This window comes from Mizugakiibacter sp. (assembly GCF_039680435.1).
Taxonomy (GTDB): domain Bacteria; phylum Pseudomonadota; class Gammaproteobacteria; order Xanthomonadales; family Rhodanobacteraceae; genus Mizugakiibacter.
The window spans coordinates 1-8,820 of sequence record NZ_JBDKSX010000096.1 but is presented as its reverse complement, the minus strand read 5'-3'; the positions used below and the strand labels follow the sequence as shown (position 1 = coordinate 8,820).

Annotated in this window: 9 protein-coding genes; 3 read left to right on the top strand and 6 right to left on the bottom strand. The window is 66.1% G+C overall.

All coding sequences use genetic code 11. The annotated features are described in order from the left end of the window. The 3 genes from ABFC67_RS10540 to ABFC67_RS10530 form a co-directional block, all read left to right on the top strand. A partial coding sequence (locus tag ABFC67_RS10540; RefSeq protein ID WP_346737988.1) for a hypothetical protein occupies positions 1 to 344 on the top strand: 344 nt, incomplete at its 5' end. Between the two features lie 196 nt (positions 345 to 540). Further along, complete coding sequence (locus tag ABFC67_RS10535) at positions 541 to 1,020, top strand: VOC family protein (RefSeq protein WP_346737987.1); 480 nt, start codon at positions 541 to 543, stop codon at positions 1,018 to 1,020. Positions 1,021 to 1,128: 108 nt separating this feature from the next. Beyond that, a complete protein-coding gene (locus ABFC67_RS10530) occupies positions 1,129 to 1,764 on the top strand; it encodes a glutathione S-transferase family protein (protein WP_346737986.1) in 636 nt (211 codons plus the stop codon). A gap of 159 nt (positions 1,765 to 1,923) precedes the next feature. Here ABFC67_RS10530 and ABFC67_RS10525 read toward each other — a convergent pair whose 3' ends face one another. The 6 genes from ABFC67_RS10525 to ABFC67_RS10500 all read right to left on the bottom strand — a co-directional run bounded on the left by ABFC67_RS10525 (position 1,924) and on the right by ABFC67_RS10500 (position 8,623). After that, a complete protein-coding gene (locus tag ABFC67_RS10525; RefSeq protein WP_346737985.1) occupies positions 1,924 to 2,775 on the bottom strand; it encodes a DNA adenine methylase in 852 nt (283 codons plus the stop codon). Between the two features lie 59 nt (positions 2,776 to 2,834). Then, positions 2,835 to 4,229 (bottom strand): hypothetical protein, encoded by a 1,395-nt coding sequence (locus tag ABFC67_RS10520; RefSeq protein ID WP_346737984.1) that lies wholly within the window; start codon positions 4,227 to 4,229, stop codon positions 2,835 to 2,837. A gap of 123 nt (positions 4,230 to 4,352) precedes the next feature. Beyond that, the gene (locus ABFC67_RS10515) at positions 4,353 to 5,207 is read right to left on the bottom strand and encodes a DUF3667 domain-containing protein (protein WP_346737983.1); all 855 of its coding nucleotides are present in this window, start codon (positions 5,205 to 5,207) and stop codon (positions 4,353 to 4,355) included. Positions 5,208 to 5,389: 182 nt separating this feature from the next. After that, positions 5,390 to 7,060 (bottom strand): urocanate hydratase, encoded by a 1,671-nt coding sequence (hutU, locus tag ABFC67_RS10510; protein ID WP_346737982.1) that lies wholly within the window; start codon positions 7,058 to 7,060, stop codon positions 5,390 to 5,392. 86 nt (positions 7,061 to 7,146) lie between these two features. Further along, on the bottom strand, positions 7,147 to 7,686 hold the full coding sequence (locus tag ABFC67_RS10505; protein ID WP_346737981.1) for a nuclear transport factor 2 family protein: 540 nt from the start codon (positions 7,684 to 7,686) through the stop codon (positions 7,147 to 7,149). Positions 7,687 to 8,242: 556 nt separating this feature from the next. Continuing rightward, positions 8,243 to 8,623 (bottom strand): hypothetical protein, encoded by a 381-nt coding sequence (locus tag ABFC67_RS10500; RefSeq protein ID WP_346737980.1) that lies wholly within the window; start codon positions 8,621 to 8,623, stop codon positions 8,243 to 8,245. Positions 8,624 to 8,820 lie beyond the last annotated feature (197 nt).

Genomic DNA, 8,820 nt, shown 5'->3' with positions numbered 1-8,820 from the left:
CGCTCGTCGCAGATGCGGTCCTGGTTCTCGTCTGGACCGCAGGCGTGCTCTACGCCTTCGACGGCGTGGCGCCACGTCTCGCCCTGCTGATCTCCGGCGCCGTCTCCGGCGTCTCGGGCGTCCTGGTGCGTCGGGGCATCGCCGCCTTGTTGCGGGCCCTGCTGCTCCTGGTCCGCGTCTGGGCGCGCGCACATGATCCCCGCTCCCACCTGACGCCCGCGGCCCCGGGCCTCGAAAATCCAGAGCCCGTTTTCGACCGGACCCAGCAGCTCCGCGGGAATATCACCGGCGCAACCGTCGCGGCGAAGGCGAGCCCGACGCGGCTGGTCGGATCATCGCGGTAGATGCTCAGGCCGCACTTCTCCGCGCGCACCTCGAAGTCGGCGCGGTAGGTGACGTTCGCGTACGCGTCGGAGCTCATGCCCGGCGCACGGTCGACGCCCCCCGGTTTTGAACAGCACTGTGGTTTGGAGTCCAATCCCTCCTTCCTTCGCCGAAGGAACGAGAGGCCAGCCGCCGCCCTGTAACCGGAGAGCCGACATGGTCAGCAAGAACAGGATTTGTCTTTGGTACGACGGCACCGCGCTGGAGGCGGCCACGTTCTACGCGGCGACGTTTCCCGGCAGCGCCGTGGGCGCCGTGCATCGGGCGCCAGGCGACTACCCCTCGGGCAAGCAGGGCGACGTGCTGACGGTCGAGTTCACCGTGATGGGCATCCCGTGCCTGGGGCTCAACGGCGGGCCCGCGTTCCGCCACAGCGAGGCGTTCTCGTTCCAGGTGGCGACCGACGACCAGGCCGAAACCGACCGCCTGTGGAACGCCATCATCGCCAACGGCGGCCAGCCCAGCGCCTGCGGCTGGTGCAAGGACAAGTGGGGCCTGTCATGGCAGATCACCCCGCGCGCCCTGACCGCCGCGGTCACTGACCCCGATCCCGTCGCGGCCAGGCGCGCGTTTGAGGCGATGATGGAGATGACCAAGATCGATATCGCAGCGATCGAGGCGGCGCGACGCGGCTGACGAAGGCCACCGTCAGCCGCGGTAGCCAAGCAGGAATCAGGGGCGAGTCGTCGAAACGGGCACGCTCGCCCTTCCCCATCCCGTCGCACTGTCGCCAGGGGCCTTCCCATGCTCCCCACCATCACCGCCTTTGAACGGTCGCCCGACGGCGGCAAGGGACTTGCGCGCGATACGCGCGTTCGCTGGGCGCTCGAGGAAGTCGGCCAGCCCTATGTGGTCCGCCTTGTTTCGTTCCACGCGATGAAGGAACCCGCGCACCTTGGCCTGCATCCGTTCGGTCAGATCCCGACCTACGAGGAAGGCGATCTCGCCCTATTCGAGAGCGGCGCGATTGTCCTCTATATCGCCGAGCGCCATGCAGGTCTGTTGCCGGACGATGCCCATGCCCGGGCGCGGGCGATCACATGGATGTTTGCCGCACTCAACACGGTGGAGCCGCCGATCCTCGAACTCGTCACCGCGAAGATCCTGGAGGGCGACAAGCCATGGACGGCGGAGCGCCTGCCTCTGGTCGCGGACCGCGTCCGCCAGCGGCTGGGCCAGCTCTCCGCCCGCCTGGGCGATGCCGACTGGCTTGATGGCACGTTCAGCGCAGGCGACCTGATGATGGTGTCGGTGCTGCTCAGGCTGAGAGTCTCGGGCATCCTGGACGAATTTCCGAACCTGGCGGCTTATGTCGCACGCGGCGAAGCACGGCCCGCATACAAGCAGGCGTTCGCGGCACAGCGCCGCAGGTTGGGTTGAGCGCAGCGAAACCCAACGCGTCGCGCAGCCACGGTGGGTTTCGCTGCGCTCAACCCACCCTACTCGACTGGGCTTGCTTGCCCGGCCGACTTAATTGCCTCCGACTTAATTGCCTCCGTCCCCAAATCGGCAAAATCCTCCAGCCTCAAACCGCAGCCCTTAGGCGGCGGCGTCAGTCAGCCCTTCCGGCAGCACCATCTTGGGGTCCAGGATCATGAGTTCGACGCCAACGCGTTTGACCTGAGCTGAATAGTTAAGATTGAGATTCATAGTTGGAAGCTTTCGGTAGAGCTTCAGAATCTCCGGCGCGTCATCGTACGTGACCATCCAGTGTTGACGAATTTTTGGAATGACTCGCGATAGATTCACGTGGTCAGCGTGGTCGTAAAAGCTGCAGTAAAGATCGCGACCTTTACCGTAGTACGGCGGATCGATATTGACCAACGCTTTCGCGGCAAGGCGCGGAAGGGTCTCGAGGATGAACGCCCTGGCGTCCATTCGCGTAAGCGTGATCTGGTCCTTGTACTTGGCGATACGCAGGATCTTTCGGATGAGCTCAGCCTTCTTGAACCGACAATCCAAGGGATAGGCGCTCCTCTGCGCTTTGCCACCGATGACGCCACCTTTGAGGATGCCTGATCGGTTGGTACGGTTCAGGAAGAGCGTCGAGAAACCTAAATCAAGCTGTCGCGGTCGCCCCATGTGCTGAACGGCTTTCTGCCGATGCCACTCGTCCATGGTGATTTCCGCGCGCTCGATCCGCTCACACAGGTCATCTGTATAACGCAGTACCGATGCCCAGAACGCGTAAATCGACGGGTCAATGTCATTGATGTGGATTTCGGAGACATAGTTGTTGAGCAACAGCTTCCAGGCGATACCGCACCCCCCGGCGAATGGCTCAATGTATGCACCGTAGAACAGGTTATTGGCTCGAAGGATCTCAATGACAAAGGGCGCAAGCTGGGTTTTCCCGCCCGGATAGCGTAGCGGTGAATCGGTCGTGGGCACGGCGACGCTCCCCAAAAGTTGGCCGTGAATCTAACGAAAATGAGCCGACTTGGCCAACGTCAGGCAAGGCCGTCTGCCAGAAGCTTGAGCCCCGGTTCCAAGGTGTCCCAGCGGCGGTTGATCTCTGCGCGGCTGGGAATGCTGCTGCCATGCACCCAGCTTCCCAGTGTGTCGGGCGACGTTCGCCCGTAGCGGTCGCTCACCATGCCTCGCAGCGGTTGCAGCGCGGATTTGAAGGCCTTACTTCCCATGGACGCCTGCAGCGCGTTGTTCTTCTCCAGGTGTTCGATGCAGCGGCCGATGATCTGACGCAGCTCGCCGTCCATGCCGAGCCGGTGTCGCTTGGCGTAGCATTTTGACAAACGCTCAATGAATGCTCGAAAGAGATACGCTGCTGCGAAAGAGTACGCGTGCGCATCGATGCTGCGCAGTTCTCGGCACAACCTGCTCAGAATGGCATCGCTCGCAAAACTGTATCGGAAGGTCGAGCCAACTACCGATGACCGCTTATCGGGGTTTGCGAGCTTGGGGGCCACCTTCAACGACCCAGGTTTTGGCGCTTTGAGCGGGACGGTTTTCGTCAATCGCGTCTTTGGACTATGTCCCGCCGCGCCGAGCTCTTTGGCGTAGTTTTTCCAATCAGCAGCGTTGCTTCGCGAGTGAACCCTGGGCTCGACACCCGTGACGGACCTAGGCAGCGAGTCTCTCAGGAAGATCCGCAAGACACCATAAAATTCATTCTGCGGCACGTCAATCTGTAGCTCCTTACTAGATGCCAGACCGATGGTGTGACGAAGGATGGGATTGCCGAGATAGCGCGTGATGGTCGTAAGTGGTATCTGCGCCTTCTCTTCCTCGCTAAGCAAGCCCGCCTTAGCGGCGTGGTTGACGAGATTCACTGCGAGCTGATTCACGTTCTGCCCGCCTACTTTCGCTGCGTGCCTGTTTTTCCCTGACACCGTCCAAGGCCGCAGCCCGACTCCGCCGTCTTCGCCGCTATGACGCATGCTGATCCACGGCGCCGCCTCTTCTTCGCTATCAAAAAGCACTACTTCGATCTGCGATGGCACCGTACGGCCTTTCGCCTTGTAACCGAGCACCTGCTTTTTTATGGCTTCGGTAGGTGCCTTGTCCGGATCATGCAGCATTTTGAGAGCGCTAACCCGGCGATTACCTTCGATTACCGTGTAACCCCCTCTGATGGTCGGGTGCGCGACCACCCCGACCCGTTCAAGTGGATTGAGCGCCCCCGCTTCGGCGATACTCTTGGCAATCGCCCCAGCCTTTTCCTTCCTCAACAACTGATCGATGATCTCTGGTTCGTTGTCCAATGGGTCATGCCGAGCGTTGTCTTGGTCTAGGTACAACCGATTGATCGGTACTTCGATCGTCTTATGCGCCATGCCGAAAACTCCCCTGTAAACGGTGGAAAAGCCCACTCTGGCGTTAATCATGCAGGCCTGCCGTGTGGGCGCAGCACGATGACGTAGGTTGGTTCAAGCGTAGCGAATCCCAGCGCGCGCCGCAGCCACGGCGGGTTTCGCTGCGCTCAACCCACCCTACGCCGCGACCTGCCTTCAGGTCAGCGCGAACGTCACCGCGAACTGCACGGCGCGGTAGGCATAGAGATTGAACAGCACGATCGAGGCGATCATCGCGGCGGCGGCGATCAGGGCCTTGGGCCAGCCGACCGCGTAGGCGCGCCGCAGGGCGAGCACCGCGTAGAGGGCGAGCAGCGCGCGCATGACCCAGTCGTAGACCGTCTCGGGCGGCTGCCAGGCGGGCGGCAGCCAGTGGATCAGGTGGATGGCCTGCGAGATCAGCGTCAGGGCGACGATCCAGAACGCGAAGTAGTGCAGCACGACGACGAAGTGCTCGGCGTAGTAGCGGCGCTGCCGCCAAAACGCCAGCATCAGCACCAGTGCCGCCAGCGGCACGTGCAGGATCACCAGCGCCTTGCTGACGTCGTCGGCCCGGGCCTCGTAGACCGCGCGGTAGTCGCGCACCGTGTAGCCGGTGGCGCCGTTCGACGCCGCGCGCGCCGCCGCGTCGCGCTGCGCGACGCGCCGCTCGACCCAGCGCGATGCGTAGGCCGAATACCACTGCCCGCTCGCCGCGCGCTGCGCGGGCGTCAACGTCTCGCCCGGCTCCAGGGCCTGCGCGCGCACGTCGGGCGACACCTGCTGGATGAACTGCAACGTCAGGTCGCCGCCGCGGATGGGCGCGAGGAAATAGACGACGCTGATGGCGAGAAACAGCGACACCGGCGGCAGCCAGCGCGCGCGCCGGCCGGCGAGGTACTCGCGCGACAGCAGGCCCGGCGCGAACAGCAGCACGCGCAGCGTGCGCCAGACGCGGCCGTCGAGGTCGGTGGCGCTCTCGATGAACGGAACTAAGGGGACGGAGGGAATTAAATCAGCACTCGGCGGCATTATGGCTCGTTTGCGTGATCAAGACGTGGCCGTCCCTGTAGCCACACTCGATGCCTCCTCCGCGCAGCGTCCCGGGTTCGGTGGAGCGTAGCGAAACTCAACGCGCGGCGCAGCCACGGTGGGTTTCGCTGCGCTCCACCCACCCTACGGGTCACCCGGCATCCAATGCGGCCTCGCCTTCCTCACACCATCGGCAGCTTCAGCCCCTGCTCTTTCGCGCACTGGATGGCGAGGTCGTAGCCGGCGTCGGCATGGCGCATCACGCCGGTGCCGGGGTCGTTCCACAGCACGCGGGCGAGGCGCTGGTCGGCGGCGTCCGAGCCGTCGCAGACGATCACCACGCCGGCGTGCTGGCTGTAGCCCATGCCGACGCCGCCGCCGTGGTGGAAGCTGACCCAGGTGGCGCCACCGGCGGTGTTGAGCAGCGCGTTGAGGATCGGCCAGTCGGAGACGGCGTCCGAGCCGTCGCGCATCGCCTCGGTCTCGCGGTTGGGGCTGGCGACGGAGCCGGAGTCGAGATGATCGCGGCCGATCACGATCGGCGCCTTCAGTTCGCCCTTGCGCACCATCTCGTTGAAGGCGAGGCCGAGCTTGTGGCGCTGGCCGAGGCCCACCCAGCAGATGCGCGCCGGCAGGCCCTGGAAGCTGATGCGCTGCTCGGCCATGTCCAGCCAGCGGTGCAGGTGCGGATCGTCGGGGATCAGCTCCTTCACCTTCTGGTCGGTCTTGTAGATGTCCTCGGGATCGCCCGACAGCGCCACCCAGCGGAACGGGCCGACGCCGCGGCAGAACAGCGGGCGCACGTAGGCCGGCACGAAGCCGGGGAAGTCGAAGGCGTTGGCGCAGCCTTCGTCCTTGGCCATCTGGCGGATGTTGTTGCCGTAGTCGAAGGTGGGCACGCCCATCTTCTGGAAGGCCAGCATCGCCTCGACGTGCACCCGCATCGACTTCTTCGCCGCGTCGCGCACGCCGTTGGGATCGCTCTTGCGGCGCTCGAACCACTGCTCGACGGTCCAGCCGATCGGCAGGTAGCCGTTGACCGGATCGTGCGCGCTGGTCTGGTCGGTGACGGCGTCCGGACGCACGCCGCGGCGCACCAGCTCGGGCAGCACTTCCGCCGCGTTGCCGAGCAGCGCGATGGAGACGGCCTTGCCTTCCTTGGTGTACTTGGCGATGCGCGCCAGCGCGTCGTCGAGATCCTTGGCCTGTTCGTCGACGTACTTGGTGCGCAGGCGCATGTCGATGCGGCTCTGCTGGCACTCGACGATCAGCGAGCAGGCGCCGGCCAGGCTCGCCGCCAGCGGCTGCGCGCCGCCCATGCCGCCGAGGCCGGCGGTGAGGATCCACTTGCCGGCGAGGTTGCCGCCGTAGTGCTGGCGGCCCATCTCGACGAAGGTTTCGTAGGTGCCCTGCACGATGCCCTGCGAGCCGATGTAGATCCACGAGCCGGCCGTCATCTGGCCGTACATCATCAGGCCCTTCCTATCCAGCTCGTTGAAGTGCTCCCAGTTCGCCCACGCCGGCACCAGGTTGGAGTTGGCGAGCAGCACGCGCGGCGCATCCTTGTGCGTGCGGAACACGCCGACCGGCTTGCCGGACTGGATCAGCAGCGTCTCGTCGTCGTCCAGCTCGCGCAGCGAGCGCAGGATCGCGTCGAAGCACTCCCAGTTGCGCGCGGCGCGGCCGATGCCGCCGTACACCACCAGCTCGCTCGGCTTCTCGGCGACGTCCGGATCCAGGTTGTTCTGGATCATGCGGAACGGGGCCTCGGTGAGCCAGCTCTTGCAGCTCAACTGCGCGCCGCGCGGCGCGCTGACGATGCGGGAGGTGTCGATGCGGGTGGGGGCGTTCATGGCAGGCCTCGGAATGGCGAGGCGGCCATTATAGGCACCCGTCCCCGGCGCCCGGCGCTGCGAAGGCCGAGCGCCGGCCGGCGCGCTCAGGCGCGCGGGCAGGTCGCCGGCGCGGTCGCCATGATGCGCTCGACCGCAACCCTGTCGGCGGCCGGTTGCGCGCCGCTGCCGGCGTCGAACATCACGCGCCAGACGCCGTCGTCGCCCTTCACCCAGAACGAGCTGAAGGTGCCGACGAGGTAGCGATGCTTCGCCTGCGGCGAGGTGTCTTCCATCCAGTACGGACCGCGCGAGACGGCGAGGCGCGGATCGCTGCCGATGGCGACCTCGCGCGGATGCCAGTGCAGCTTGACGCCGGTGCCGGCGACGATCTCCGCCCAGCCCTTGGCCACCGCCTCGCGCCCGCGCAGCGGCGCACCGCCGAGGAACACCGCGCCGGGATGCACGTGCTCGGCGAACGCCTTGGCGTCGTGGTTTTCCACCGATTGCGCGAAGCTGAGCTCGCGCGCCCACACCGCGCACTCCTCCGCGCTCATCGGCGCCGGCCCCGGCGCGACGGGCGGCGCGGCGACGGCGGCAGCGGACAGCAGCAACGGCAGGACCAACATCGAAGCGGGGACACGCATGGCATCGACCTCGGCACGGGGCGGACCGGGACGGCCGCCCGTGCGGTCACGCTAACGGGCAGGTCGCCATGCCCGCAAGATGTGCAGTCGAAGCGCTCGGCGGACCGCGCCGCGGGCGCGCCGAACCGGTGTGCCAGCCGTGACCTAGTCGCGTGCCTTGGTCGCGTGCCTTGGTCGCGTGCCCTGGTCGCGTGCCCTGGTCGCGTGGCCGGGCGGCGTGCCGGTCGCGGCGCGCGGCGCCGACGCCATGGTCGATGGTGGCTCTTTCCTTGCCTCCCTCTCCCCAGCGGGGGGAGAGGAAAATCACCAACGCCACGATGTGACGATCCCGCACCGCCAAGCCCGCCGGCAACGCCGCCTCGCAACTCTTCCTCCCTCTCCCCATCGGGAAGAGGGTTGGGGTGAGGGGGTGCCGTCCGCAGGACGGCTGTGCTCTTGCCTCGGGAATACTGCACGCGTGCTGCGCGCGTCCCCCTCACCCGGCCCTCTCCGCGGGGAGAGAGGGGAAAATCACGAAGGCAGCGTCGTCACAAATCACAGCGCGCGTCTGCCAACCTCACAGCGGGCCGCCATCGCCGGCGCTGCCCGCGGGCGCCGGCGCGCCGCTCTCCAGCTGCAGCAGATCCTGTTGGCGCTTGCGCTGGCGGTCCTCGTAGGCGCGCTGCTCGGCCTTGTCGGCGGCGTCGACCTGGCGCGCCGTGGCCGGATCGGCGGTCTGCTCGCGGATGGACTGTTTGGCGGCGCGATCGTAGCTGCGCTGCAATGCGTCCTTCTGCATGGTGTCGCGCAACAGCGCCGCCTTCTGCGCGCGCTGGATCGCCGGCGAGGGCTGCGTCCCCGCCGGCGGCGGCAGGGGACCAGGCGGCGCGGCGTGTGCGAACGCCACGAAGGCGGCGACAGCGAGCGGTGCAGCGCGGACCAGGGAACGCGGGGACATGGATGCCTCCACAGGGCAAGAAACGCCACGCATCCGGGCAACACCGGCGCGTGCAACCGCCACATATGGCCGCTAGCTGTGATCTCTCAGTAGGTTGTTCACCCGGGGCGAACCCGGGATTCTGGCGGTGCGACCCATTCAGCACCCACAGGAGCCCCGGATGAACCTGCATAAACATGCCCGTCTTACGCCGCGAG